The organism is Bradyrhizobium sp. WSM2254, from assembly GCF_000472645.1.
Classification (GTDB): Bacteria; Pseudomonadota; Alphaproteobacteria; order Rhizobiales; family Xanthobacteraceae; genus Bradyrhizobium; species Bradyrhizobium niftali.
In genome coordinates, this window is sequence record NZ_AXAB01000001.1 from 22,295 (window position 1) to 47,802 (window position 25,508).

Below are 25,508 nucleotides of genomic sequence, written 5' to 3' on the forward strand. Positions count from 1 at the left end.
TCAATAACACAGCCGCACGTCGAAAACATGACTCGTGCGTGCGAGATGCCTCTTCACCCTCTCCCCTTGTGGGAGAGGGTGGCTCGCCGCAGAGCGGCGAGACGGGTGAGGGGTTCTCTCCGCGAGTCCAACTCGCAATTGAATTCGCGGAGAGAGCCCCTCATCCGGCGCCGTAGCCGAAGCTTCGCTTCGGCGTTCTTGAGAACGGCGGCCGTAGGCCGCCTATGCCACCTTCTCCCGCAAGGGGAGAAGGGAAGAAAGACGCCCTCAGCCCTTGCGCTCGGGCACGCGCTTGATCTTCGCGCCCAGCGCGTTCAGCCGCTCCTCGATGCGCTCGTAGCCGCGCTCGATCTGGTCGGCGTTGTTGATGGTCGAGGTGCCCTCGGCGCAGACGGCGGCCAGCAGCATCGCCATGCCGGCGCGGATGTCGGGCGAGGTCATCGGCGCGCCGCGCAGGCGGCTGGGGCCGGCGATGATGGCGCGATGAGGATCGCAGAGCACGATACGCGCGCCCATCGCGATCAGCTTGTCGACGAAGAACATCCGCGATTCGAACATCTTCTCGAACATCAGGATCACGCCCTCGCATTGCGTGGCGGTGACGATCGCGATCGACATCAGATCGGCGGGGAAGGCCGGCCAGGGCTGGTCCTCCAGCTTCGGCACGTGGCCGCCGAAATCGTCCTGGATCTTCAGCGTCTGGTTCGAGGGCACGATGAGGTCGTCGCCCTCGACGCGGCAGACGATGCCGAGCCGCTCGAAACCCATGCGGATCGAGCGCAGGTGCTCGACACCGGCGCGCACGATGCGAAGCGGCGAGCGCGTCACGGCGGCAAGCCCGATCAGCGAGCCGACCTCGATATGGTCGGGCTGGATCCGGTAGGTGGTGGAGCCCAGTGTCGCTGGACCATGGATGATCATGGTGTTGGTGCCGATGCCCTCGATTTTGGCCCCGAGCGCGACCAGGAAATTGGCGAGGTCCTGCACATGCGGCTCGGAGGCCGCGTTGCGCAAATAGGTGACGCCGTCGGCGGCGACCGCCGCCACCAGCGCGTTCTCGGTCGCGGTGACGCTCGGCTCGTCCAGGAACACGTCCGCGCCGGCGAGCTTTGGCGCGCGGAATTCGAGCCGGTCGGTCGCGGTGACTTTGGCCCCCAACTGTTCCAGCGCCAGCACATGGGTGTCGAGCCGGCGGCGGCCGATGACGTCGCCGCCGGGCGGCGGCAGCATCACCTCGCCGCAGCGGGCGAGCAGGGGGCCTGCGAGCAGGATCGAGGCGCGGATGCGCACGCAGAGCTCGGGGTCGAGATCGGCGGCGCGGATGCTCTTGGCATGGATATGAAGCGTGTTGCGGGCGGTCCATTCCGCCGCCGCGCCGACCGAGCGGATCAGCTCGACCAGCGTCTCGGTGTCGCGGATCCGCGGCACGTTCTCCAGCGTCACCGGATGCTCGGTGAGCAGGGCGGCGGCGATGATCGGCAGCGCTGAATTCTTGTTGCCGGACGGCTCGATCGAGCCCGAGAGCCGGTGACCGCCCTCGACGATGTACTGGATGGGCGCCACTGGGTTCTCGCTGTCCTGTTGGGTGGGCTGTTTCGGGCGGAAACTACAGAGAATTGAGCGCGGGAGCAATTGCGCTGGCCGGGGTCCGCCCGCGCCAGTGGCGACCAGACCCTCATGGTGAGGAGCGCGGAACGCGCGTCTCGAACCATGGAAGGCCCCGCTCTCGCCTGCGGCCATCCTTCGAGACGCCCGCTTCGCGGGCTCCTCAGGATGAGGCTGGATGCTCGTAGCCGCGGGCGCTCAGAATAGCCCGATGATATTCGCCACCACATAAAGGATCACGATCAGCATCAGCACGCCCATGGCCAGGAAGGATATCTCGATGGCGATGGCGCCGGTCCCGAGCGCGGCCGCCACGCCCGCCAGCAGCCTCTCCTCGCGAAACACCAGCGCGAGGACGGCGAGCAGGATCGCGAGCAGGCTAAGCGAGATCGCACCGATCGAGGATGCCTCCCTGAGCTGGCTGCCCGTCGATTTCTCGCGGGGCGGGGCGTGATACTCGGTGCCCTTGACACGCGCGATCAGGCGGTCCTTGAGGCGGTGCCCGGTGTCGACGATGACCTGGTCCGCCGGCGGCGGCGGATAGATCACGGGCACGACCCAGTGCGGCAGCACGGCCGCGATCAGCGCCAGCACGCCGACGATGCTGCCGATCACGCCGAGACGGCGGGAGGGCAGGGCCGAACTGGCGGTCGCAGAACTGGTCATGGCACGGCGCTTCCCGGCCGGAATGGCCTTGCGGGTTCATGCCGTTTCGTCGCGATGGCGGGTGGTGAGGTTCAGCCGACGTGTTTCCATAGCGTCATGGCCGGGCATAGCCGTCCGAAGGACGGCGTCGCTTCCGCTCGCCTATGTCCCGGCCATCCACGATCTTCGTGCGGCGACGAGAACGTGGATGCCCGGGCCTTCGCCTCGCCGAAGCGGCTTCGGCCGCGCAGGCGGGACAAGCCCGGGCATGACGACCGTCCAAGGCCATCGGCCTCAGATATCGATCGTCGCGCTCAGCGAATGTTCCTGGATGAAGTCGCGGCGCGGCTCGACCACGTCGCCCATCAGCTTGGTGAAGATGTCGTCGGCCTCGTCGACCTCCTTGACCTTCACCTGGAGCAGCGAGCGCGCCTCGGTGTCGAGCGTCGTCTCCCAGAGCTGCTCCGGGTTCATCTCGCCGAGACCTTTGTAGCGCTGGAGCGAGATGCCCTTGCGGCCGGCCTCGGTCACCGCCTCGAACAGGTCGGACGGGCCGTGGACCATCTGCTCGCTGTCCTTCCGCCGCAGCTTGCCGGAGCGGGCATAGACGTCCTGGAGTTTCGGCGTGTACTCGTCGAGCTTGCGGGCCTCGGCCGAGCCGAGGAAGGCATCGTCGATAACGGCGGCTTCCTTGACGCCGCGCACCGTGCGCTCGAACAGGAAGCCCTGGCCTTCGACGTATTGCCCGACCCAGCCGCGCTCGACCTCCTCGGCCTGGCTGTCCAGCCGGCTCGCGATGTACTGGGCGGCTGCGGCGGCCTTCTCGGGATCGCCGTAGATCGCCTTGTTCAGCACGCCCGTGATGGCCGCCTGCTCGACGACCCTGCGATTATAGCGGCTGTGCAGGTTGCGCAGGATGCTGCGGACGGCGCGGGCGTCGTCGACCAGCGAGCGGAGATCGCGGCCGGTGCGGTCGCCGCCGGTGCCGGGAATGTACACGCAGTCGTCGAGGCCGGCGTCGATCAGATAGTCTTCCAGCGCCCGCTCGTCCTTTAGATACTGCTCGGACTTGCCTTTGGAGACCTTATAGAGCGGCGGCTGGGCGATGTAGAGATAGCCGCCGTCGATGATGTCGCGCATCTGCCGGTAGAAGAAGGTCAGCAGCAGCGTGCGGATGTGGGCGCCGTCGACGTCGGCGTCCGTCATCACGATGATCTTGTGATAGCGCAGCTTGTCGATCGAGAACTCGTCGCTGATGCCGGTGCCGAGCGCGGTGATCAGCGTGCCGATCTGCTCGCTTCCCAGCATCTTGTCGGGACGCACGCGTTCCACGTTGAGGATCTTGCCGCGCAGCGGCAGCACCGCCTGGAATTCGCGGTTGCGGCCCTGCTTGGCGCTGCCGCCTGCCGAGTCGCCCTCGACGATGAAGAGTTCAGACTTGGCCGGATCCTTTTCCTGGCAGTCGGCGAGCTTGCCGGGCAGCGAGGAGACCGAGAGCGGGCTCTTGCGCGTCAGCTCGCGCGCCTTTCGCGCGGCTTCGCGGGCGGCCGCGGCCTGGATCACCTTGCCGACGATCATCTTGGCTTCGCTAGGGTGCTCCTCGAACCAGGCCTGGAGCGCCTCGTTGAGCACGTTCTCGACCACGGGACGCACTTCCGAGGACACCAGCTTGTCCTTGGTCTGCGACGAGAACTTCGGATCGGGCACCTTCACCGACAAAACGGCGGTGAGGCCTTCGCGGCAATCGTCGCCGGTCAGCGCGATCTTTTCCTTCTTCGCATTGGCCTCGGCATAGCCGTTGACCTGGCGCGTCAGCGCGCCGCGGAAACCGGCGAGATGGGTGCCGCCGTCGCGCTGCGGGATGTTGTTGGTGAAGCACAGCACGTTCTCGTGGTAGCTGTCGTTCCACCAAAGTGCTGCCTCGACGCCGATGCCGTTGGCTTCCGCGCGCACCATGATCGGCGCCGGCACGATCGCCTTCTTGTTGCGGTCGAGATATTTGACGAATTCCTCGACGCCGCCGGAATAGTGCATCTCCTCGCGCTTCTCGACCGCGTGGCGCATGTCGGAGAGGGCGATGTTGACGCCGGAGTTGAGGAAAGCGAGCTCGCGCAGGCGATGCTCGAGCGTGGCGAAATCATATTCGATGTTCTTGAAGGTCTCGCCCGAGGCCAGGAACGTCACCTCGGTGCCGCGCTTGCCCGGCGCGTCGCCGACCACCACCAGCGGTGCGACCGCATCGCCATGGGCGAACTCGATGTAGTGCTCCTTGTTGTCGCGCCAGATGCGCAGGCCGAGCTTGCTCGACAGCGCATTCACGACCGAGACGCCGACGCCGTGCAGGCCGCCGGAGACCTTGTAGGAGTTCTGGTCGAACTTTCCGCCGGCATGGAGCTGGGTCATGATGACCTCGGCCGCCGAGATGCCTTCACCCTTGTGGATGTCGACGGGAATGCCGCGGCCATCGTCGCGCACGGTGACGGAATTGTCGGCATTGAGCACGACATCGACGCGCGTGGCGTGGCCGGCAAGCGCTTCGTCGATCGCGTTGTCGACGACCTCGTACACCATGTGGTGCAGGCCCGAGCCGTCGTCGGTGTCGCCGATATACATGCCCGGGCGCTTGCGCACGGCATCGAGACCCTTGAGCACGCGGATCGATTCCGCCCCGTAATCGCTCGGATTTGAGGGTTCGTTTTCGGCAGGCGTCTGCCGAGCAGGTTCTGTCATGAGAGGCCTTCGAGATGTCGCCCGAATCAGCCGCACAAAAAGGCGCTGATGTGAGGCTATTTGTGCCATGAAAGACGGATTGCGCCTAGCGCAAAGTATCCTCCGGCAACCCTTTGACTAAATAGGGATTTTCGGCCGGTTTTCAAGGCTCCCGAAGGCCGATTCTGGGCGCTGCAAAAAGCCCGATTCGGAGCCTCTTTTTCACCCCTCGAAGGCGTGGATTTTGCGGGGCGGAGAAGCGGGTTCCCGTGCGCCGTGGCGCCCGGGAACAGGCCACCTGCGTTCAGTAGATCTGATCCGGCTTCTTGTCGCCGTCCAACGTGAGGGACCAAGCCTCGCCTGCCGCCACGGTGATGGTATCGGTGCGCACCCGATAGCCCGACACGAGCAGCGCGTAGGAATAGGTGCCGGGCGGCAGATCCAGCGTTTGTGGATGATTTTCGCCGCCCGCGATCTTGATGGTTTGATCGTTGATCACAAGCGAAGCCACATCGGGCGCAAGATAGCCGAATATCAGCCGCGCTTGTCCTGCTATCGGCAGGAAATTGGCCTTGGCCGCGGCCTCCGTATTCCGCTGCACCAGGCTGACAATGGTCTCGTCCTTCGCGCGGCCAAGCTTCAGGGTGGCCGGCCCCTTGGGGGAGGCGAAGGCGAGCTGCACATGATCGGCGGCTACCACAGCGCCATCCGGCCTTTCCTCCCAGCCGCGCTTTGCAAGCTCCGTGCGGTAGAAGGCGAGCACATCGCTGAGCTGGGCCTGCACATGGGCTTCGAGTCCGACCCGCAGCGGGACTTCGATGCCGGTCACATGGGTGGTATTGGAGCTGGAGATGTTGTGTTGCTTCGGCACCGGCATGTCGGCGTCGGGATCCGCCGGTGTGAGTGCGGCCGAAGTTTGCGGTGATGGATGCGGCATCCATCTGCCGGCGCTTGCGGCGACCAGCCCCCCCGCGAGAAGAGCGAGGCCGCACAGCGGCAGCAGCCACCGTGCCGGACCTCTCATCGCACGCCTTGCCGTCGTCATGCTCGCTCTCCGCATCAGGGGCCCGGTGGATCAGTACATCTGCAACGGCAGCACTTCGCCGGTCGGCCCCACCATCAGGCCCCAGGCATCGCCGGCGGCGATGTCGATGGTGTCGTTGCGGGCGGGGCGGCCCGCCATTTTCAGCGAGTACTGGTACTTGCCCGCCGGCAGATCGAGTGTGGGCCCCTTCGGCGACTGCGGACCGCCCGCGCCGGCTGCAACCTTGATGGTCTGCTTGTTGATGGTGAGCACGGCTTCCTGGTTGCCCATATTGCCAAGCAGCAGCTTTGCCTGGCCGGGCTTTGGCATGATGTCCGCCTTGGTCGCGGCATCCGGGTTCTTCTGCACCAGGTTGATCGACGTCTCGCTCCTGGCGCGGGCAAGCTTCAACACGGCCGGTCCCTGCGGAGACGTGAAGGCGAGCTGCACACGATCGGCGGCGACGAGTGCGCCATCCGGCTTCTCCTGCCAGCCGAGTTTTGCCAGCTCGCTGCGATAGAACGCCAGCACGTCGCTGAGCTCGGCCGGCACGCTGGCTTCGAGCTCGCGGCGGAAAGGCACCTCGATGCCGGGCAGTTTTGCCGTGCCAAGTGAGGTCGAACTGCGCTGCTTCGGCACGGGCAGCGCAGATTCCGGATCCGCTTCCAGCGGGCCGGACGCTTTGGCCTGCGCGCCAGCCGGATCGCTGCTCACCGGGCCGCCCTTGGAGGCAGGATTGGCGGCGGCCATCCTGAGGCCCGATCCGTTGGCGCTGACATTCACTTTCGGGCCCATCTGCATCACGGTCATCGAGATCGACTTGCCACCCTTCGAGAACTCCATCATCGCCATGTTGGGCTGGTTGATGACGGAGGGCTGCTCCTTCCAGCCTGCGGGCTTCAGCGCGGCCCGATAGAACGCGGTCAGCGCCTTCACACTCGAGGTGGAGGAGAATTCGAGCCGGCCGTCGTCGCCCGCGAATTTCAGGCCTTCGGCGTTTTCGGGCACCGGCACCGGCGTCTTGCTGTCGGCGAGCGCATTCAGCGGCGTGTCGGACAGCGCGGCCGCCTGCACCTTGCGCCTCGCTTCGTCGGCGGCGATGACCTGCCTGGCCGCGGTCTCCGCGTCCTTGAAGAATTTCTCGTCGGCTTCCTTCTTGGCCCTGGCGCGCGCGGCGAGCGCCGCTTCCGTCAACTGCGCGGTCAGGCTGACCATGGTGAAATCATATTTGCGGCCGAACCGCAGCACGCCGGTTTCCTCTGCCGAGGAGACCTTGATCGCCACCTCGTCGCCGGCGGCGAGCGGTGCATTGCCATTCTCCTGCCAGCCGCGCGCGGCGAGCTCGCGATGGTAGAAGGCGAGCACCGCGGGCAGGTCGGCCATCACGGCGGCCGACATTTCGTGCTTGGCAGACGTCGCGCTGCCCAATCCCCTGGCGGTCTTGGTCGGCTTGGGTCGCGGCAGGCCGGCAATGTCATCGTCGGCCTGGAGCTCCTGGGGCAGCACGAACGGCGCCACCCTGATCTCGACATTGGTCCTGCCGTCGTCGCGGCGGGTCAGCGTCAGCATCACCGGCTTCTGCTTGTAGAACTGCGTCGTGTCGCCATCGGGATGCTCGTAGAAGACGCGCACGCCGTTCGGGACGGCGTCGCCGAGATCGGCGTTCGCCCAGCGCGCGGCCGTCTCCGGTGTGAGCTTCCGCCAGCCGATCGCCGCCATTTCCTTCGTGAAGAAATCCGAGGTCGCATCGAGCGCGCCGGGCGCGATGCAGCCGAGATAGGGCCTCGTGCCGTCGAACACGAGGTCGCTCGCGCCTTCGGGAAACGGCACGTTCGAATAGACCCGGTCGGTCGTGTAGTAGACCACGGACTGGTCGGGCCGGCCGAGGGCCTGCGTGAAATGAACGGAAAGGCCCTGCCGTCCCTTCTTGAATTTCAGCGTCGTGCTCTTCTCCTCCAGCGGCAGCACGTAGGGCACCCATCCGTCGGCGCTCAGGAGCTTTCGCACCGCCGGTGAAGTCACCGCCTGCGGCGTCGGCATGCGATATTCCACGCGGTAGGGATCGGGGCGAGGTGTCTTCCACCGCACCTTCGAGTTGCGGCAGTGCGTGAACGTCGACAATGCCATCGTCGGCGCGTGCGGGCAGAGACGCGCTCGCCATGAGCAGAAGGCCGCATGCAAGCAGCCGCCAGCGTGCCGGGACCTGCGTCCCGCGCTTGATGATCGACATCGCCAAAACTCCTGGATTTCGCGCGGGTCTTCATCCCCGGCGCAATGGCAGGCTGCGGCACCGTCGGCGCGGCCTCAGACGACTAGTCGCGGCAGGAACTCGCGAGGTTCAACAGGGCTCAATACAGAAGGAGCGGCGACCATGCCTCTCCGTCACGCCCGACCGTGAGCTCCCAGGTATCGCCGGCGGCGAAGTTGAGGATATTCGTGGTGGCTGGATGGCCCGGCACGCTCACCTCGTAGGAATATCTGCCGGGCTGCAGATCCAGCGACACCGCATAGGCGCCGGCGGCGCGCTTGATGGTCCGGTCGTTGATCGTGAGCGTGGCGTCCGTCTCGCTGATGTTGGCGAACACCAGTTTCGCCTGGCCGGGCTCGGGCATGACGTTCGCGTTGGTCGCGACGGATGCGTTCTTCTGCACGAGGTTGACCGTGGTGCTGCTGTCCTTGCGGTCGAGCGCCAGCATGCCGGGTCCGAGCGGGGAGACGAAGGCGAGCTGGACGTGATCGGCGGAGACCACCGCGCCATCGTGCTGTTCCTGCCAGCCGAGCTTTCCGAGCTCGGTGCGGTAGAAGGCGAGGACGTTGCCGAGCTCGGCGGGCACGGTGGCCTCTAACTTGGTGCGAAGCGGCGTCTCAACGCCCTGCACGACGGTGGTGTGGATGCCCCGGTAGCTGTAACGGGTCGGCGCGGGCAGCTTGGAGGCGGGATCCGGCGTGAGCTCGGCCGAAAACAGCGCCGTCAGGTGCGGCAGCCCCGCGCCGGCGCCTGCCGCGAGCATGCAGCTTGCGAGCAGCACGAGGCCGCACGCAACCGCCCGCCAGTGTGCCGGGACCTGCGCCCCGGGCCTTACCGTCCGCATCTCACTCTCCAAGAGATTGCGATTCATGTCATCGCTCAGTCACGGCCGCGATACCGTCGGCGCGGCCTCTGACAGCTAGTCGCGGCCGGAAATCGTCGGGTTCAATGGCGTGCTAGCGCCGGGCGGAGACGCGTCCGCTCTCGACGTCAAAGACCTCGCCGCCGGCGCCGATCTCGGCGAAAGCGGCCGGGTCCGCGCCGGTCAGCCAGACCTGCGCGCCGAGCTTCTTCAGCTCGTCGAACAGTGCAGCGCGGCGGTTCGGATCGAGATGGGCGACGACCTCGTCGAGCAGCAGCAGCGGCACGATGCCGGTCATCTCGGCGACCAGCGTCGCGTGCGCCAGCACGAGGCCGATCAGCAGCGCCTTCTGCTCGCCGGTCGAGGCATCGCGCGCCGGCATGCGTTTCGGCGCGTAGATGACCTGGAGATCGGTCAAATGCGGGCCGTCGGTGGTGCGGCCGGCGATGGCGTCGCGCGGACGGTTGTCGCGCAGGATCTGGCGGTAGCGGTCCTCGACCGAGGTCGCGGTCTCCTGAAGCAGCGCGTTCTCCATCCAGCCGTCGAGCGCGATCTGCGCCGACGGGAAGGCGGAGGCCTGCGCACGCGCATTGAGCATGCCGGTCAGCCTAGCTGCGGTCTGGCCGCGCGTTGCGGCGACCGCGACCGCAAGCTCGGCGGTCTCGCGCTCGATCGCGTCGCACCAATGGTCGTCGTAATTGCGCGTCTCGAGCAGGCGGTTGCGCGAGCGCAGGGAGCGTTCGAGCGCGGAGATGCGGCTGGAATGCTCGCTGTCGATCGCCAGCACCAGGCGGTCGAAGAAGCGCCGTCGCTCGGAGGCCGCGCCCATGAACAGCCCGTCCATCGCCGGCGTCAGCCACACCATGCGGATGTGGTCGCCGAAGGCGTTCGCCGAATTGACCGGCTCGCGGTCGATGCGGCAGCGCCGGCTCACCGGGCTATCTGCCCGCGGTGCGTCGATGCCGGTGCCGAGCGTGGCGAGGCCCAATGCGCCCTCGACCTGCGCCGACACCGCCCAGGAGCCGTCGCCCTGGTTGTCGGCAACGTCCTCCAGCGTCGCACGCCGCAGGCCGCGCCCCGGCGACAGGAACGAGATCGCCTCGATGCAATTGGTCTTGCCCGCCCCGTTCGGCCCGACCAGCGCCACCATGTCAGCCGCCGTCTCGAGCCCCGCCGCCCGATAATTGCGAAAATGCGTCAGCGTCAGGCGATGAATGCGGGAAGGGGTCATAGTTATTCGTTATGGACGCGATTCTTCCCTCTCCCCTTGTGGGAGAGGGTGGCGCCTCACGCAGTGAGGCGACGGGTGAGGGGTATCTTACCGCCCGGCAAGCTTTGCAAGGATATCCTCCAATACAGAAGCGGGCTGCTGTAGCACGTCATTGTTCCAGTAACGCGCTATCGAGAATCCTTCCGTGGAAAGTGCGGCGTCACGAACTGCGTCGCGCTGCGATTCCGCGTGCTGACTGCCGTCGATCTCGATCACAAGGCGCTTCTCGAAACAGACGAAGTCGAGGATGTAATTCTCGGTCGGAACTTGTCGGCGAAATTTGTAGGCCGATAGCCGGCGATCCCTCAGCAGGCGCCACATAGCCGCTTCCGCATCTGTCGGTTGATGCCGCATGTTCTTCGCGAACTGGCGAAGAGGCTTGGCTGTCGGCCGATGGTGCGGATCTTGCGGCATCGGTGTTCATTCTGAATGTCGTTGTAGCGCGGTGCCGCCACCCTCTCCCCTTGCGGGAGAGGGTGCCGTCGCGCAGCGACGGCGGGTGAGGGGTTGTCTCCACATAGAAGGTGCCGCGAGAGGACCCCTCACCCGAGTGAGGTCTTGGCAAATAGCGGTGCTGCCCTCTCCCGCAAGGGGAGAGGGCGCGATAATGCGCATTGCGCCTGGATCATGAGGGGGGGCCTGGTATTGGTGAGGGAGCACGTCCCTCACACCCGCATCGGCATCAGCACGTACAGCGCGCTCTTGTCGTCGCGGTCCTGGACCAGGGTGGGCGAGCCGGGGTCGGCGAGCCTGAGGGTCGCGACCTCGCCTTCGATCTGGGCGGCGATGTCGAGCAGGTAGCGGGAGTTGAAGCCGATATCGAGGGCGTCGGAGGCGTATTCGACCTCGAGCTCTTCGGTCGCGCTGCCGGAATCCGGGTTGGTCACCGACAGCACCAGCTTGCCCGGCGACAGCGACAGCTTCACCGCGCGGCCGCGCTCGCTCGAGATCGTGGAGACGCGGTCGACCGCGTTCTCGAAGTCCTTCTTGTCGACGACGAGCTCCTTGTCGTTGCCTTGCGGGATGACGCGGCCGTAGTCGGGGAAGGTGCCGTCGATCAGTTTCGAGGTCAGCACGACGTTACCGATCGTAAAGCGGATCTTGGCCTGCGACAGCTCGATCGTCATCTCGGCTTCGGTGTCCTCGATCAGGCGCTGCACCTCGCCGACCGTCTTGCGCGGCACGATCACGCCGGGCATGCCGTCCGCGCCCTTGGGCTGGACCAGGTCGAGCTGGGCGAGGCGGTGGCCGTCGGTGGCGACGCCGCGCAGGGTCGCGGCCTTGGCGGTGCCGGCGGCGTGCAGATAGATGCCGTTGAGGTAATAGCGCGTCTCCTCGGTCGAGATCGCGAACTGGGTGCGGTCGATCAGCCGCTTGACGTCCTTGGCGGCGAGCGAGAACGAATGCGACATGTCGCCGGCGGCCAGATCCGGGAAATCATTCTCCGGCAGCGTCTGCAGCGTGAAGCGCGAGCGGCCGGCGCGGATCGCCAGCACGGCGCGGTCGCCGTCGGCCTCGAGCACGATCTGGGAGCCGTCCGGCAGCTTGCGCACGATGTCGTAGAACATGTGCGCCGGCACGGTGGTGGAGCCGGCGGTCGCGGTTTCCGCGGGCAGCGTTTCCGTCACCTCGAGGTCGAGGTCGGTCGCCTTCAGCGACAATTTCGCGTTCTCGGCCCGGACCAGCACGTTGCCGAGGATCGGAATCGTGTTGCGGCGCTCGACGACGCGGTGGACATGGCCCAGCGATTTCAGGAGTTGCGCGCGTTCGACCGTAACCTTCATTGCACTACTCGCCCGATCCCCAAGGAAACCCACGTTGAAAAGCCGGGCGGCCGGAAAGCGCGCCGCGGCACCGAAGACCCCGACAGGCCGGGGTCTCCAGCCGATATGACCAAAGCCGTCAGGGTCGCGCAAGGTGGCGCGGATGGCCCCCGGATTCAAGGGATCGGTGGGCAGTTCCCCACGATTTACAGCCCAAAACGAAGCCGCCGCCCTGGCGCAGGTGCGCTCCCTCGCCCCGCTTGCGGGGAGAGGGTTGGGGTGAGGGGGAGTTTCCGCAAGGGAGGTGAGAGTTGGACGCGCCGAGAGTCCCCCTCACCCGGAATCCGCGCTGCGCGCGTATTCCGACCTCTCCCCGCAAGCGGGGAGAGGTGAAGGAAATAGGCGTTTATTCCTGAAGCTGGCGCTTCAGCGACTCGACTTCCTCCGACAGCGCGGTGTCCTTGGAGACCAGCGCCTCGATCTTGCGCACGGCGTGCAGCACCGTGGTGTGGTCGCGTCCACCGAAGCGGCGGCCGATTTCGGGCAGCGAGCGCAGGGTCAGCGTCTTGGCAAGGTACATCGCCACCTGGCGCGGGCGGACCACGTTGGCGGTGCGGCGCGAGGACAAGAGGTCGGAGCGGCTGACATTATACTGCCGCGCCACCACGCGCTGGATGTCCTCGATCTTGATCCGCTTCGGCTCTTGCGGCCGGACCAGGTCGCGCACCTCGCGCTCGGCCATCTCCAGCGTCACCGGCTGGTTGTTGAGCTTGGAGTGCGCCAGCAGCCGGTTGATCGCGCCTTCGAGGTCGCGGCCGTTATGGGTGATGGTGCGGGCGAGATAATGCAGCACCTCCTCCGGCACGTCGAACGTCGCATGATGGGCGCGGGCGGCGGCCACGCGCGACTTGAGGATGCCGTGGCGCAGCTCCTCGCCGAGCGAGCCCATCTCGACCACGAGGCCGCCGGCCAGCCGCGAGCGCACGCGGTCGTCCAGGCTCTCGAGATCGGACGGCGGACGGTCGGCCGCGATCACGACCTGGCGGCCGGCGTCGATCAGCGCGTTCAGCGTGTGACAGAACTCCGCCTGCGTCGACTTGCCCTGCAGGAACTGGAGATCGTCGATCACCAGCACGTCGATGCCGCGCAGCGCTTCCTTGAAGGCGAGCGCCGTCTGCGTCTTCAACGCGGCCACGAAGCCGTACATGAATTTTTCGGCCGTGAGATACAGCACCTTGCGCTCGTTGCCGGAATTGCCGGCCCAGGTCACCGCCTGGAGCAGATGCGTCTTGCCGAGACCGACGCCGGCATGGATGTAGAGCGGGTTGAACATGACAGGATCGCCGCGGCGCCCCTCGGCGACCTGGCGCGCGGCCGCATGGGCCAGCGTGTTGGAGCGGCCGACGACGAAGCTCGCAAAGGTCAGGCGCGGATCGAGCGGCGAGCCGCCGAGCGCGTCATGATTGGCCGAGACCGGCGCGGTCGCGGTCGAGCGCAGCTCCGGCGCCGGCGCACGGCGTGTTTCGACCGGCACCGGAGCTTCCTTCGGCTGCACGACCGGGCGCACTGCGGAGCGAACGGTGAGATCGATGCGATGCACTTCCGGCATCTCGGCCTGCCAGCACGACAGCACGCGCTCGGCATAATGGGCCTGGATCCAGCTCTTCAGGAAGCGCGTGGGAACCGAGAGCCGCACGCTCTCATCCTGCACGTCTTCGAGATCCATGCGCGCAAACCAGCTCGTATAGACGTCTTCGCCCACGTTCGAGCGCAGCCGACTCTTCACGCGTGACCAGCGATCCTGTTCCGATGTGTTCATCGTCAAAACTTCTCTTGAGAGATATAGTTGCGTTGTGAGCGCCATGCAGGGTTCCTGCCATAGGGGTCCTGGCATGGCGCGACCTCAAAGCGAGTCCATCGTCAGGCATGGCTCGACCGTTCGGCGAGAACGCCGCGTCCGATCAGCGATGTCAGAGATGGAGGGGTCGCGAGGTCAGCGCGTACTCGGCGCTCCGTCACACGCGGGAGGCTGGGTGTCCGACGGATTTAGAACGGCATGGTTGGAATGGGAAATTTGTTTCAATACCGCGTTCTGTCCGTAAGACATGATACCTCCCCGTCCTGCCGTGATTGCTCACGGCAAGGTCCTGCGTGTCCTGAAGACACCCGCGGCCAAAGTCGCCGATGTCCTGCCCGTCTGCACTTTTCGTTCGCCCGGCTTCGCCAATCACGCCTGTCGTTGGTAGCTCAAGATGTCTCTCGTTTGCGCTTGGATCTCGCTTGGAGACATTCAGACAAAGAACTACCATTCCCATGTTGCTATGGGTTTTGAACCGACAATCGCTTGTTGAAGCGTCGCCAACGTGCACACCGCCGCCGATTTGCACGCTCGCCCCGTTTCCAAAACCGCGCTGGTCTCAAGATCGTGGGCGCCGCGAACGACTTAAGGAATACACTAAGCGGAAAGACTCGCAACGAAATTGATTCACACTTGAGGCATCAAAAAACTTGACCAGCGTTAACGCCGCGCGCGACTTGTGCACAGGCTCGTGAGCAAGTTTTTGGATTCGTGCACAGAATCGAAAATGCACCGCGTCATGTGACAAATCCCCGTCACCGCCAAAAATTTTTTACAAAAGCGTCACGCGCACGACGTGCAAACGAATTTTCCAAATGCTTGTGATCGCTATGTCGATAAGTGATTAGCGAGCCATCGTTTTTTGAGTCTCGTTTCACAGGGTAACTCCACCGCGAGATGCGTTCCGGTGAAACTACGGTGTGCAGAACCTGGCGCGCGTGCAGATGCGAGTTAGCCCTGCCTCGCAAAGGTTTTTCGCACTGCACTGAAAGTTTCCGCTGTTGCAACATCACCCGCCAACAAGACTGCAGGTAAAATTACGGAAGGCATCATAGTGCGGAGATGCAGATCCTCCAATCGAAGATTGGCGCGGCGCGCGACTGCTTGCGTGAATATGACAGGCAGCAAAAAGCCCGGCGCGAGGCCGGGCTGATTGACGAACGCGATGTCGAGCGGATCAACCGATCGAATGATTGCAACCAGATCGCTTGGCGAACCTGGTTCGCGAAGTTACTTCGCGAACTTACTTGGCGAGCTTGGCGATCTGCGCGGTGAGCCGCGAGACTTTGCGGCTGGCATTGTTCTTGTGAATGATGTTGCGCTGGGCGGCGCGCATCAAGGCGGGCTCGGCATTGGCCAGCGCCTTCACGGCGGCGGCGCGGTCGCCGGTCTTGATGGCTTCCTCGACGTTGCGCACGGCGCCGCGCATCTGGGTGCGGCGCGACTTGTTGACGGCGGTGCGGCGGGCGATCTTGCGCGTCGCTTTCTTGGCGGAGGTGGTATTGGCCATGGTCTCAATGTCCTTTGCGGGTACCGGTCGCGTCTTGGTCGGGTAGCGCCGGCTTGCTTGACCGCGTAATCGACGCTCGGATTTAGGGTGTTCGGTTCAAGGCTGTTCCCGGAACACGAGGCCTCAAAGAGCCTGCAACTGCTCAAAGAACAGCGGCGGCAGGATTGCGCCCGCCGCCAGTTGGCGCCCTTATAGAGAGGGTCTTTGGCACCGTCAACGCTTTCAAGGCTTGGAAAACCGGCCCCGGGCGGCCTGGATGGGTGCCGTAACGCCCTGAAGAGGTTGAATTTCTGCCGCCTTGCGGCTATTGGCTGGCGGCGTTTCTTTAGGTCCGCCGATTGGACGACCATATAAGGTGAGGCATGATCCGCGGCTTTTTCCGACTGATTGGGCTGTTGCTGCTCGCCGGCGGGTTCATTTTCATGGTCTATGACGGCGCCCGCTGGGTGGCCGACCAGACCCTCAAATTCACCCGGTTCGGCCAGTTCTGGAACGACATCAATCAGGCCAGCCAGTCGGCGTTCCGGACCTGGGTCGAGGCCAAGGCGCCCTGGCTCTGGACCTCGGTGATCCGCCTCGTGCTGGACCAGCCGGTGTTCGCCGTCCTCGGCATTGTCGGCATCCTGCTGATGATCCTGTTCCGCCCGCGCAAGCCGCTGATCGGCTATTCGCGGGACTGAACGCCGCACATCAGGGCGCCGTAACAGGGCTGCCCCTTCGCGCGTAAATGCCTATATTCCCACCTGATCGCGAGCACGCCGCCTGAGCGCCTGGCTTATCGAGTTGGCTCACGCGACGGACAGCTCGTTCCTCGGAGATCCGTCCATGCTGTTCATGCGCAAGACCACCGCATTGCCGAGCGCAACTGAGGCGCTGCCGGGCCGTGCGCAGGCCATCCCGACCGCGACCACTCATTTCGTCAACGGCAGCAAGTTGCAGCCGCCTTATCCCGCCGGCCTCGAGCAGGCGGTGTTCGGGCTCGGCTGCTTCTGGGGCGCCGAGCGCAAGTTCTGGGAGCTTGGCGATGGCGTTTACACCACCGCCGTCGGCTACGCCGGCGGCCACACGCCGAATCCGACCTACGAGGAGACCTGTTCGGGACGCACCGGCCACACTGAAGTGGTGCTGGTCGTGTTCGATCCGAAGAAGATCTCCTACGAGAAGCTCTTGAAGACGTTCTGGGAGAACCACAACCCGACGCAGGGCATGCGCCAGGGCAATGACGTCGGCACGCAGTACCGCAGCGCAATCTACACTTGCTCGGATGCGCAGAGGAAAGCGGCCGACGAGTCGAAGGCGCTCTATCAGAAGGCGCTCGCAGCCAAGGGCCTCGGTGCCATCACCACCGAGATCGCGCCCGCCGGCGCATTCTATTTCGCCGAGGACTACCATCAGCAATATCTGGCCAAGAATCCCGCCGGCTATTGCGGCCTCGGCGGCACCGGCGTGTCCTGCCCGATCGGCGTCGGCGTGAGCGCGTAGGCTAACTACAGACTCCTCATGGCCGCGCTTGTCCCGGCCATGATGGAGTGTCCGGTGCCATCGCATCCGCATTGCCGCGCTGACACCCGTTCAACGCTTTATTAACCATAACCGGTGCAAGACAGGAGCTGTCTCGTTTCGAGGGATAGGTCCGGTGCCGGTTGCACGCGCGTTTCGATGGTCGATCTTGGCAGCGTCCCTGGCAGCGTCCGCCGCGCTTGCCCTTGGCGGCTGCATGCAGACCGCCGGTCCCGTCGCGGTGATGCAGCCGCGTGCCGATCTCGATTCCATGGCCTATGGCCAGCCCTACAACGCACCGCAGCCGGTTGTCGTCGCCGACAGCGGTGGCGCCGTCGGGGCGCTGCGCAATTCCTTTGCCTCCGCGCCTGCGCCGATGCCGGTCGGCTACGCCGCGCCGGCCCGCTATGACGCCTCCTACCATCTCGATGCCGGCGACAAGCTGCGCGTCGTGGTCTACGGCCAGGAAGGTCTCACCAACAGCTACGCGATCGATGCCGGCGGTTCCATCACCATGCCGCTGATCGGCGCGGTGCCGGCGCGTGGCCGCACCACGGCGGGTCTCGCCGGTGAAATCGCCGCGCGCCTGCGCAACGGCTACATCCGCGAGCCTTCGGTCGCCGTCGAGATCGAAGCCTATCGCCCGTTCTTCATTCTCGGCGAAGTCACGGCGCCCGGCCAATATCCTTACGTACCGAACATGACGGTCGAGAGCGCCGTCGCGATCGCCGGCGGCTTCTCGCCCCGCGCCAAGCGCGACGTCGTCACCGTGACGCACACCGAAGCCGGCGGCGCCATGCGCGCCGTGGTTCCGCTCGGCACGCCGTTGGCACCGGGCGACACCGTGTTCGTCGGCGAGCGCTGGTTCTAGCTCTCTCTCGTCATTCCGGGGCGCGCGTAGCGCGAACCCGGAATCCATTCCGCCACCATTCCCGACGCCCGATGGATTCCGGGCCTGCACCGCTTCGCGGCGCATCCCGGAATGACGGCGGAGGTGATGTCGGCGACCTCGCGACCTATCTCCTGAAATCCAGCCGCCCGTTCGGAAAACATCCGTCGATGCGTGCCGCATCGACCACGCGCCCGATCCACGGTCGCGTGATCGCAGGATTGGTCAGGTTGATGTACTTGCCGACGAGGCGGCCGGCGTCCTCGCGCGCAGCGTCGATCAGCCCGTGTCGGCGGCCATTGTCCCAGTCGAAGCGCAGATAGATCCGGTTCCCCGCGACGCGAATTTCCGCGCGGCCCTGCTTCCATGTCTCCGGCGTATCGCCAGCAATGGTCGGATCGGCACCGCCGTTCCAGCGACTGGCCCAGATGCCCTCGAGCGGGTCGATCGATGTTGGAATCGACGCCCAACGCCCCGCATTGACGTCGGCGCCATCGCCGGCAAGCGTTGCGGTCGCGGCATAGTCCATGACTTCTGAATCGTCCGGGCCCGCGACGTCCATCGTGCCGAAGGGATTGCGGATGACGAGGTTCGTGTTGGCGTGCTGCATGACGTTTCTCCCGGCGTGTGTCGGCTTGATTGGCCAACCCTACGGCCGAGTGTCAGGTCGCGCCCACCCGATTCCCGCTCTCCCCTCTCGTCATTCCGGGGCGCGCGTAGCGCGAGCCCGGAATCCATAACCCCAGTTCGTGGTTATGGATTCCGGGCCTGCACCGCTTCGCGGCGCATCCCGGAATGACGGAAGAGAGATGTGCGCCTTACGTCAAATGCTTCGCGAAAAACGCCATGCTGCGCGGCCAGGCGATGTCGGCGCTCGCCTTGTCGTAGCTCGCGCGCTCGTCGCAATGGAAGCCGTGCTGGGCGTCCGGATAGATGAAGACCTCCACGTCCGGCCGTTTCGCCTTGACGGTTTCGACGTCGGTCCGGGGGATGCCGGCATCCTTCTCGCCGAAATGCAGTTGCGTCGGCGCCTTCGGCGTCTCCTCTGCAAAGCGCACGACCGCGCCGCCGTAATAGCCGATCGCGGCCTTGAGGCCGCTCAGCCGCGTCGCCGCGACGAAGGCGACGCTGCCGCCGAGGCAAAAGCCGACGATGCCGACAGGGCCGACGCTTCTGACCGCATCGATCGCAGCTTGCGTGTCGCGCAGCATCGCTTCCCAGTCGGGATTGGCTACGAACTTGCGCGCTTCGGCGATCTCGTCGGGTGTGTAGCCCGACTGGAAATTCGGCGAGGTGCGGTCGAAGATCGACGGCGCGATCGCGACATAGCCTTCCCCGGCGAGCCGATCGCAGACCGAGCGGATGTGATGATTGACCCCGAAGATCTCCTGGATCACCACCACCGCGCCCTTCGGACTGCCTGCGGGATCAGCGCGATAGGCGCCGAGTTGGAAATTGTCGGAGGCCGTCAGTTTGATGTCTTGTCCCACGCGGGTTGTCCTTCTTGGTTGGTCGTTGATTGAGAATCTGCTCGCTCCAAAGCTCGTCATGCCCGGGCTTGTCCCGGGCATCCACGTTCTTGGTGCGGCACAGAAGTCGTGGATGGCNGGGACAAGCCCGGCCATGACGATGTGGCAACTTCAACGCACGACCGCGTGGATGCCATTTCTCTGGGTCATGAAGGGTCGGCCATCACTCCCACATCCAGTTCTCGCCGTAGTCCTCCTTCCATCCCGCCAGCCGTCCGTGGCGAAATTGCAGGAACAGGCGGTGGCGGTAGGGGATCAGCCCGCTGCCGCCGAGATTGCGAAGCGCGAGGTAGATCTCGTTGCCGGGACGACCCCGCACATATTGCAGCGGCTGCCCCAAAGCGCGTGCGGTCTGCTCGGCGTCCATGCCGAAGGCGAGCGGCGTGTTGTTCGACAAGGTCGCGACGAAGGGCTGGCGCAGCGGCATGGTGCCGAACGGCTCGGCCTGCACCGACGCCGGGAAAAGTGTCGCCATGACGCCCGCAACCAACATCGCTCGCTTCATCGCCTTAAGTCCTCGTCCGGCCGGCCTATTGCGGCAAGTTCTTCAGGAAAGGCAGCACCGCGTCAACAAATGCCTTGGGCTGATCGATGTTGACGGCGTGTCCGGCGGCGGGGATCACGACCTTTTGTGCGCCGGGGATCTTGGCCGCCATGTAGTCGGATGCGGCCAGGAACGGCGTGTCGTCGGCGCCGACCACGATCAGCGACGGCACTTTGATGTCGGGCAAGAGCTCGATCACCCGCGCATCGCGCTGGGTCAGCATGCCGCGTGCGGCAAGCGCCAGCCCCTTGGCGTTGCGATGGCTTGCGGTGGCGCGCTCGCGCGTCGCCGCCTTCAGCACGTCGAGACCTTCGCGATCGAGCCTGTCGGCGGTGGCAAGCGCCCGTGCGTTCCAGGCCTCGCGCGCATCGTCCTTCTTGAAGCCCGGACCGGTGTCGATGATCAGCAGCGCGCGGACGCGTTGCGGACAGGCACGTGTGAAGGCGAGCGACATGTAGCCGCCGAGCGACAGCCCGCCGATGATCGCGCGCTTGGCACCGATGGCATCGAGGATCGCCGCCATGTCGCCGACCGTGAGTGCTTCGCTGTAGGCCTCGGGGTCATCAGGATAGTCGGACTGGCCGTGGCCGCGCATGTCCCACAAGACAAGCTTGTGGTCCTTCGCGAGCGCGTCGACCTGTTCATGCCACATCGCCGAGGTCGAGGAATAGCCGTGGGTGAGTAGCAGCGGCGGCCCGTCGCCGTGAACTTCGTAGTAGATCCCGACCCCGTCCCGATCGATCCTTGGCATGTCTCCCGCCTCTTTATGTTGGTTGTTGTTTTCGCGTCGATCCTAGCCCGATGGGTTACCTGGAAGAAACTGCCTGAACGCGATGGCACGCATGTGCAACGCCTTCTCTGTTGCGTCCAGTCGCTGCGGCGGCTCCGTTGTCGCAACGCACAACATGGTGGTTTCGATCAATTCCAAATTGCATTTGCCTCCGCGCCTGAACCCGATCATTCTTGCGGCCAAGGCTGACGCCAGCCCGGTGGGCGTCCGCTACAAGTTGCCGCCGTAAGCGGCTTCATGCACCGGCAGGGGAAGACGCCTATGCCAACTCTCACCATCAACGGGCGGAGTCTGTCCGTGGATGCGGCGAACGACACGCCGCTCCTCTGGGCAATCCGCGAGCAATTGCAGATGACCGGCACCAAGTTCGGCTGCGGTGCCGGCCTGTGCGGTGCCTGCACCGTGCACGTCAACGGCGAAGCCGTGCGCTCGTGCCAGACCATGGTCGGCGACGTCGCCGGCAAGAAGATCACCACCATCGAAGGCCTCTCCGCCAAGGGCGATCATCCGCTCCAGAAGGCATGGATCGCCGAGCAGGTTCCGCAATGCGGCTACTGCCAGTCCGGGCAGATCATGCAGGCAGCCTCGCTGCTCGCGAAGAATCCCAATCCGACCAAGGAGGAGCTCGTCGCGCATATGGACGGCAATCTCTGCCGTTGCATGACCTATTCGCGGATCCAGAAGGCGATCATGCGTGCAGCTACGGAGATGCGCACCGCATCCGCCTCGGGCAACGAGCGGAGGCCCACATGAATAAGCACGTGAACGACGTCGCCCCTGAGACGACCGATCTCAGCCGCCGCTCATTCCTCGTCGGCACCGCCGCGACCGGCCTCGTGCTCGGCTATGCCGGCGTGCCCGGCATCGATCCGGCATCGGCCGCTGCGCCCGCCACTTTCGAGCCTAGCGTCTGGTATGCGATCTCGCCTGACGGTCTCGTCACCGTGACCTGCGGCAAGGCCGACATGGGCCAGCACATCGCCTCCACCATGGCGCAGATCGTCTGCGAGGAATTGGGGGCGAAATGGAGCGATATGCGCGTGCAGCTCGCCTCCAACGATCCGAAGTTCAACGATCCCGTGCTGGGCGCGCAGATCACCGGCGGCAGCTGGTCGACCATGATGAACTTTGACGCCATGAGCCGCGCAGGCGCCGCGGGCCGCATGGCGTTGACGGAAGGCGCGGCCGCCGCGATGGGCGTGCCGGCGTCGGAACTCGTGGTGCGCGATTCCATGATCGTGCATCCGAAGTCGAAAAAGCAGATGTCGTTCGCCGAATTGGTCAAGAGCGGCAAGGCGACCAAGACCTTCACGCCGGACGAGCTGAAGGCGATCAAGCTGAAGACGCCGGATCAATACGCCATGATCGGCGTGTCGGTGCCGCAGCTCGATATCCCCTCCAAGACCAACGGCACGGCCAAATACGGCATCGACGTGATGCTGCCGGGCATGGCCTATGGCGCGGTGGAGACGCCGCCGGTGCGCTTCGGCGCCACGGTGAAGTCGGTCGACGACGCGGCTGCGAAGAAGGTGCCGGGCTTTATCAAGGCCGTCACCCTCGACGACAAGACCGGAACGACGTCGGGCTGGGTCGTCGCGGTCGCCAGCACCTACGCCAACGCCAAGAAGGCAGCGCAGGCGCTGAAGATCGCCTATGACGGCGGTCCGAACGCGAAGGTCTCGAGCCAGTCGCTGCTCGACGAAGCCAAGCGGCTTCAGAAGCTAGAGGATTCCGGCCAGTTCTTCGTCAAGGATGGCGATCCCTCGGCCGCGTTCGGGTCGGCGGCAAAGGTGCTGGAGGCGGAGTACACCACCAGCATCAACATTCACGCGCCGATGGAGCCGATGAACGCCACCGCGGAGTTCAAGGGCGACATCCTGCACATCTATTCCGGCAACCAGTTCGCGACGCGCTCCGGCGCGATTGCGGCAGGCGCCGCCGGGATCGATCCGAAGTTCGTGGTGATGCACCAGATGTGGCTCGGCGGCGGCTTCGGCCGCAGGCTCGATGCCGACATGATGGTGCCGGCGGTGCAGGCGGCGAAGGCCATCGGCAAGCCGGTGAAGGTGATCTACACGCGCGAGAACGACATGACGATGGATTTCTCGCGTCCGCTCACCTACCAGAAGGTCAAGGCCGGCGTGGACGGCGACGGCAAGCTCGTCGCGCTCAGCCACGACGTGGTCTCGGCCTGGCCGACCGCGCGCTGGGGAATCCCCGATTTCCTGACGCCATCGGTCGACAAGAAGGGCCCGCTCGATTCCTTCACGGTGAACGGGGCCGACTTCTTCTACACCGTGCCGAACCATTATGTGCGCGCGATCAAGAACGAGCTCGCGCACAACGCAACGCCGTCCGGGCAGCTCCGCTCGGTGGCGCCCGGCTGGACCTTCTGGGCGGTCGAAAGCATGATCGACGAGATCGCGGCTGCGACCGGCAAGGACCCGGCGCAGTTCCGCATCGGGCTGCTCGACGGCAAGGGCAAGAACGACGGCGGCGCGCAGCGGCTGCGCAACACGCTGCTCGCCGCGATGGGACTGTCCGGCTACGGCACCAAGCAACTGCCGAAAGGCGAGGGCATGGGCGTCGCCTGCGTCTCGTCGCAGGAGCGCGCGACCGCAAGCTGGACGGCGTGCGTCGCCCACGTCGCGGTGGCGCCGTCGGGCGAGGTGACCGTGAAGAAGCTCACGGTCGCAACCGACGTCGGCACCCAGGTGCATCCCGATAATATCCGTGCCCAGGTCGAGGGTGCGGCGCTGTGGGGCCTGTCACTGGCGATGTACGAGAAGGCGACGCTCAAGGACGGTGGCATCGAGCAGACCAATTTCGATAGCTACACGCCCTTGCGCATGAGCCAGGTGCCCGAGGTCGCGGTCGCCGTGATCGCCAACGGCGAGAAAGCCACCGGCGTCGGCGAGCCCGCCGTGACGGTGGTCGCTCCCGCCATCGGCAACGCCATCTTCAACGCCAGCGGCGCGCGCGTGCGGGCTTTGCCGATCACGGCCGAAGCCGTGAAGGGCGCGATGAAGGCGTAAGCCGGTCGAAGGCTGCCAGAGAAAATCCGCCGGAGGGCAACCTCCGGCGGATTTGTTTTGGAGCTTTGCATCCCCATGGTCGCTGTCATGCCCCGCGAAGGCGGGGCATCCAGTAAGCCGCGGCCTATCGATTCACATAGCCGTCTCGGAGTACTGGATCGCGCGGTCCCGGCTCCGCCAAGGCTTCGCCGGGCTCGCGGTGTTGGGCCGGCGTAGCTTTAGCGAAGACGGCAAGCCGGGCGATGACGGCGGGGGACGGGGACGGACAGCGCCCGAGATTCCCCTTTGTCATCAAGGCCCGTTCTACTGTGCATGGGGTTGTTTTCGCCGTTTTGATTGGAGCCCGTCATGGGAACCGAAATCGGTAAAATTGCGCGCAATCCCGGAAGGTTCCATTGAGCACGCCTCTTAAGGGCCGGAGAACCTGATCGGGCTTAGGCTGAGGCCAGATCCAGTCCCGTGCCCTCGGTCCAGCGCTCTTGGGGAAGTCATGAACGCGTCAGCCAAACCCGCCGCCAAACGCCGGCTTCTTCTCGCCTCCGACCGGAGCGACGAGAGCACCGAGCTTGCCAGCATCTTGAAGGCGGTCGGCGACGTCTCGACGGTGACGACCCAGGACATTCCCGAGACGCCCTCGCGCGATCTCTCCGGCCTCGTGGTCGACATCAATCTGCGCTCGCCCGAGAGCGTGCAGCGGGTGCGCAACAAGCTGCGCGGCGATGCCTATCGTTCGATGCCGCGGCTGTTCGTGCTCGCCGATGCCCTGCACCACGGCACCATGCAGGCCTGGGCGCTGGGCGCCACCGACACGATCTCGCGGCCGCTTCAGCCCGACGCTATTCTGCAGCGCATCCGCGCCGCGTTTCCCGACACCGCCAGCTATGATGCGACCGATCGCGGCAAGACGCTCAACCGCGGCGTCGAGGCGGCGCACGCGGTGCTCGCCAAGATGTTCGAGAAGTTGCCGCTCGGCGTGCCCCTGACCTTCGGCGACGTCATCGCCGCCGAGAGCAAGATCCTGAAGGCGATGAAGCACTCCTCGCTGCGCGAGTGGCTCACCACGGTCGGCTGCCACCATGTCGGCAGCTATCGCCACTGCCTCTTCGTCACCGGCTTTGCGGTCGCCTTCGCGCAGCATCTCGGCATGCGCGAGGACGACCAGCGCCGCCTGACCCGCGCCGCGCTACTGCACGACGTCGGCAAGGCCTTCGTTCCCTCCGCGCTGCTCGACAAGCCCGGCAAGCTCACCGACGAGGAGATGGACGAGGTCCGCCAGCATCCGCGCCGCGGCTATGACGCGCTCGCCGCGCAAGGTGGCTTCCCGCCGGAGATGCTCGACGTGGTGCTGCATCACCACGAATTCCTCGACGGCAGCGGTTATCCCAACGCCCTGTCGTCGAACCAGATCAGCGACATCGTGCGGCTGACCACGATCGTCGACATCTACGCCGCACTGGTGGAGAAGCGCGCCTACCGCATGCCCTTCACCCACTCCCGCGCCTTCACGATGATGGAAGGCATGGGCGGCAAGCTCGACCAGCAGCTGTTGCAGGCGTTCCGCCCGGTGGCGCTGGGGTCGTTCTGAACGAGGTGTCGGCGCCGTTTTAGCGGCGCTGTTGCCACACGCTCGGTGTCGTCCTGGCGAAAGCCAGGACCCATTACCCCGAATGCCAGCTTGGCGAAGACCCTCGCAATGATCGTCCTGCCCATTGCGTAGATCACGCGGT

21 protein-coding genes and 1 pseudogene are annotated in these 25,508 nt (G+C 65.3%); 7 read left to right on the forward strand and 15 right to left on the reverse strand.

What is annotated here, in order from left to right; genetic code table 11:
- Positions 1-267: 267 nt before the first annotated feature.
- The 11 genes and pseudogenes from murA to rpsT all read right to left on the reverse strand — a co-directional run bounded on the left by murA (position 268) and on the right by rpsT (position 15,494).
- Positions 268-1,563, reverse strand: coding sequence for a UDP-N-acetylglucosamine 1-carboxyvinyltransferase (gene murA, locus A3M7_RS0100120; protein ID WP_027542075.1), 1,296 nt, complete (start codon positions 1,561-1,563; stop codon positions 268-270).
- A gap of 240 nt (positions 1,564-1,803) precedes the next feature.
- Positions 1,804-2,271 (reverse strand): hypothetical protein, encoded by a 468-nt coding sequence (locus A3M7_RS0100125; RefSeq protein ID WP_027542076.1) that lies wholly within the window; start codon positions 2,269-2,271, stop codon positions 1,804-1,806.
- 273 nt (positions 2,272-2,544) lie between these two features.
- Positions 2,545-4,980, reverse strand: a complete 2,436-nt coding sequence (gene gyrB, locus A3M7_RS0100130; RefSeq protein WP_027542077.1) for a DNA topoisomerase (ATP-hydrolyzing) subunit B — start codon at positions 4,978-4,980, stop codon at positions 2,545-2,547.
- A gap of 283 nt (positions 4,981-5,263) precedes the next feature.
- Positions 5,264-5,836 carry a hypothetical protein gene (locus tag A3M7_RS0100135; protein ID WP_371089806.1) on the reverse strand — a complete coding sequence of 191 codons (573 nt, stop codon included), beginning with the start codon at positions 5,834-5,836 and terminating at the stop codon, positions 5,264-5,266.
- A gap of 198 nt (positions 5,837-6,034) precedes the next feature.
- A pseudogene (locus A3M7_RS0100140) lies at positions 6,035-8,213 on the reverse strand (hypothetical protein).
- A 118-nt stretch (positions 8,214-8,331) separates the two neighbouring features.
- Complete coding sequence (locus A3M7_RS0100145; protein WP_027542079.1) at positions 8,332-9,075, reverse strand: hypothetical protein; 744 nt, start codon at positions 9,073-9,075, stop codon at positions 8,332-8,334.
- Between the two features lie 112 nt (positions 9,076-9,187).
- Positions 9,188-10,324 (reverse strand): DNA replication/repair protein RecF, encoded by a 1,137-nt coding sequence (recF, locus tag A3M7_RS0100150; protein WP_027542080.1) that lies wholly within the window; start codon positions 10,322-10,324, stop codon positions 9,188-9,190.
- 87 nt (positions 10,325-10,411) lie between these two features.
- Complete coding sequence (locus tag A3M7_RS0100155) at positions 10,412-10,777, reverse strand: endonuclease domain-containing protein (protein ID WP_027542081.1); 366 nt, start codon at positions 10,775-10,777, stop codon at positions 10,412-10,414.
- 251 nt (positions 10,778-11,028) lie between these two features.
- A complete protein-coding gene (gene dnaN, locus A3M7_RS0100160) occupies positions 11,029-12,147 on the reverse strand; it encodes a DNA polymerase III subunit beta (RefSeq protein WP_011083651.1) in 1,119 nt (372 codons plus the stop codon).
- Positions 12,148-12,532: 385 nt separating this feature from the next.
- Entirely contained in the window at positions 12,533-13,945 is a 1,413-nt protein-coding gene (gene dnaA / locus A3M7_RS0100165) for a chromosomal replication initiator protein DnaA (RefSeq protein WP_027542082.1), read from the reverse strand.
- Positions 13,946-15,227: 1,282 nt separating this feature from the next.
- Positions 15,228-15,494, reverse strand: a complete 267-nt coding sequence (gene rpsT / locus A3M7_RS0100170; RefSeq protein WP_011083654.1) for a 30S ribosomal protein S20 — start codon at positions 15,492-15,494, stop codon at positions 15,228-15,230.
- A 362-nt stretch (positions 15,495-15,856) separates the two neighbouring features.
- On the opposite strand from rpsT, the gene A3M7_RS0100175 reads away from it, so the two are divergent.
- The 3 genes from A3M7_RS0100175 (at position 15,857) to A3M7_RS0100185 (ending at position 17,865) form a co-directional block, all read left to right on the forward strand.
- A complete protein-coding gene (locus A3M7_RS0100175; RefSeq protein WP_027542083.1) occupies positions 15,857-16,174 on the forward strand; it encodes a hypothetical protein in 318 nt (105 codons plus the stop codon).
- A 145-nt stretch (positions 16,175-16,319) separates the two neighbouring features.
- Entirely contained in the window at positions 16,320-16,976 is a 657-nt protein-coding gene (msrA, locus tag A3M7_RS0100180; protein WP_027542084.1) for a peptide-methionine (S)-S-oxide reductase MsrA, read from the forward strand.
- A 154-nt stretch (positions 16,977-17,130) separates the two neighbouring features.
- Positions 17,131-17,865, forward strand: coding sequence for a polysaccharide biosynthesis/export family protein (locus A3M7_RS0100185; RefSeq protein WP_027542085.1), 735 nt, complete (start codon positions 17,131-17,133; stop codon positions 17,863-17,865).
- A 145-nt stretch (positions 17,866-18,010) separates the two neighbouring features.
- Here the strand turns inward: A3M7_RS0100185 and A3M7_RS0100190 are convergent, their stop codons facing one another.
- The 4 genes from A3M7_RS0100190 to A3M7_RS0100205 form a co-directional block, all read right to left on the reverse strand.
- Positions 18,011-18,493 carry a hypothetical protein gene (locus tag A3M7_RS0100190; protein WP_027542086.1) on the reverse strand — a complete coding sequence of 161 codons (483 nt, stop codon included), beginning with the start codon at positions 18,491-18,493 and terminating at the stop codon, positions 18,011-18,013.
- A gap of 208 nt (positions 18,494-18,701) precedes the next feature.
- Entirely contained in the window at positions 18,702-19,373 is a 672-nt protein-coding gene (locus tag A3M7_RS0100195) for a dienelactone hydrolase family protein (RefSeq protein WP_027542087.1), read from the reverse strand.
- Positions 19,374-19,575: 202 nt separating this feature from the next.
- On the reverse strand, positions 19,576-19,917 hold the full coding sequence (locus A3M7_RS0100200; RefSeq protein ID WP_027542088.1) for a hypothetical protein: 342 nt from the start codon (positions 19,915-19,917) through the stop codon (positions 19,576-19,578).
- A gap of 25 nt (positions 19,918-19,942) precedes the next feature.
- Positions 19,943-20,707, reverse strand: a complete 765-nt coding sequence (locus A3M7_RS0100205) for an alpha/beta fold hydrolase (RefSeq protein WP_027542089.1) — start codon at positions 20,705-20,707, stop codon at positions 19,943-19,945.
- A 91-nt stretch (positions 20,708-20,798) separates the two neighbouring features.
- Here A3M7_RS0100205 and A3M7_RS49415 point away from each other — a divergent pair, with 91 nt between their 5' ends.
- From A3M7_RS49415 to A3M7_RS0100225, 4 genes are all read left to right on the forward strand, one after another.
- On the forward strand, positions 20,799-20,975 hold the full coding sequence (locus A3M7_RS49415; protein ID WP_198033675.1) for a hypothetical protein: 177 nt from the start codon (positions 20,799-20,801) through the stop codon (positions 20,973-20,975).
- Between the two features lie 32 nt (positions 20,976-21,007).
- Complete coding sequence (locus A3M7_RS0100215; protein ID WP_027542091.1) at positions 21,008-21,499, forward strand: (2Fe-2S)-binding protein; 492 nt, start codon at positions 21,008-21,010, stop codon at positions 21,497-21,499.
- Positions 21,496-23,781 carry a molybdopterin cofactor-binding domain-containing protein gene (locus tag A3M7_RS0100220; RefSeq protein ID WP_027542092.1) on the forward strand — a complete coding sequence of 762 codons (2,286 nt, stop codon included), beginning with the start codon at positions 21,496-21,498 and terminating at the stop codon, positions 23,779-23,781. The genes A3M7_RS0100215 and A3M7_RS0100220 overlap by 4 nt, the downstream gene beginning before the upstream one ends.
- A gap of 490 nt (positions 23,782-24,271) precedes the next feature.
- A complete protein-coding gene (locus A3M7_RS0100225; protein WP_027542093.1) occupies positions 24,272-25,366 on the forward strand; it encodes an HD-GYP domain-containing protein in 1,095 nt (364 codons plus the stop codon).
- Positions 25,367-25,508: the final 142 nt, after the last annotated feature.

Bases quoted from the DNA above. Each gene is read 5' to 3' on its own strand.
- A3M7_RS0100125 (WP_027542076.1), bottom strand. From the start codon at position 2,271: ATGACCAGTTCTGCGACCGCCAGTTCGGCCCTGCCCTCCCGCCGTCTC.
- gyrB (WP_027542077.1), bottom strand. From the start codon at position 4,980: ATGACAGAACCTGCTCGGCAGACGCCTGCCGAAAACGAACCCTCAAAT.
- A3M7_RS0100135 (WP_371089806.1), bottom strand. From the start codon at position 5,836: ATGCCGGTGCCGAAGCAACACAACATCTCCAGCTCCAATACCACCCAT.
- A3M7_RS0100145 (WP_027542079.1), bottom strand. From the start codon at position 9,075: ATGCGGACGGTAAGGCCCGGGGCGCAGGTCCCGGCACACTGGCGGGCG.
- recF (WP_027542080.1), bottom strand. From the start codon at position 10,324: ATGACCCCTTCCCGCATTCATCGCCTGACGCTGACGCATTTTCGCAAT.
- A3M7_RS0100155 (WP_027542081.1), bottom strand. From the start codon at position 10,777: ATGCCGCAAGATCCGCACCATCGGCCGACAGCCAAGCCTCTTCGCCAG.
- dnaN (WP_011083651.1), bottom strand. From the start codon at position 12,147: ATGAAGGTTACGGTCGAACGCGCGCAACTCCTGAAATCGCTGGGCCAT.
- dnaA (WP_027542082.1), bottom strand. From the start codon at position 13,945: ATGAACACATCGGAACAGGATCGCTGGTCACGCGTGAAGAGTCGGCTG.
- rpsT (WP_011083654.1), bottom strand. From the start codon at position 15,494: ATGGCCAATACCACCTCCGCCAAGAAAGCGACGCGCAAGATCGCCCGC.
- A3M7_RS0100175 (WP_027542083.1), top strand. From the start codon at position 15,857: ATGATCCGCGGCTTTTTCCGACTGATTGGGCTGTTGCTGCTCGCCGGC.
- msrA (WP_027542084.1), top strand. From the start codon at position 16,320: ATGCTGTTCATGCGCAAGACCACCGCATTGCCGAGCGCAACTGAGGCG.
- A3M7_RS0100190 (WP_027542086.1), bottom strand. From the start codon at position 18,493: ATGCAGCACGCCAACACGAACCTCGTCATCCGCAATCCCTTCGGCACG.
- A3M7_RS0100200 (WP_027542088.1), bottom strand. From the start codon at position 19,917: ATGAAGCGAGCGATGTTGGTTGCGGGCGTCATGGCGACACTTTTCCCG.
- A3M7_RS0100205 (WP_027542089.1), bottom strand. From the start codon at position 20,707: ATGCCAAGGATCGATCGGGACGGGGTCGGGATCTACTACGAAGTTCAC.
- A3M7_RS49415 (WP_198033675.1), top strand. From the start codon at position 20,799: ATGTGCAACGCCTTCTCTGTTGCGTCCAGTCGCTGCGGCGGCTCCGTT.
- A3M7_RS0100215 (WP_027542091.1), top strand. From the start codon at position 21,008: ATGCCAACTCTCACCATCAACGGGCGGAGTCTGTCCGTGGATGCGGCG.
- A3M7_RS0100220 (WP_027542092.1), top strand. From the start codon at position 21,496: ATGAATAAGCACGTGAACGACGTCGCCCCTGAGACGACCGATCTCAGC.
- A3M7_RS0100225 (WP_027542093.1), top strand. From the start codon at position 24,272: ATGAACGCGTCAGCCAAACCCGCCGCCAAACGCCGGCTTCTTCTCGCC.